1 pseudogene is annotated in these 252 nt (G+C 54.4%); it reads left to right on the top strand.

Annotated features, from left to right (window positions below):
• Positions 1 to 222 (top strand): annotated as a pseudogene (locus FDW94_RS23700) (hypothetical protein); the annotation flags it as partial.
• Positions 223 to 252 lie beyond the last annotated feature (30 nt).

Here is a 252-nt window from a genome sequence, read left to right as displayed (position 1 = left end):
AGTTCTATGGGCGCTATTGGCGGCGCGCGCTGCCAGTATCATCTGCGTCAGATCCTGGTATTCCTCGACGCCATGGTAATGAACAAGCCGGAATTTATGGGCGGCGTCATTCAGAACAAAGTAGACCCGCAGACAGGTGAAGTGATCGACCAAAGCACGCTGGACCATCTGACCGGTCAACTGACCGCATTTGGCGACTACATTCAGCGCGTGAAAGCGTAAAAGAAAAAGCCCGGCGATATGCCGGGCTTG

The organism is Citrobacter sp. wls757 (assembly GCF_005280935.1).
Lineage (GTDB): Bacteria > Pseudomonadota > Gammaproteobacteria > Enterobacterales > Enterobacteriaceae > Citrobacter > Citrobacter portucalensis.
This window is presented reverse-complemented; position numbering and strand designations above follow the sequence as displayed.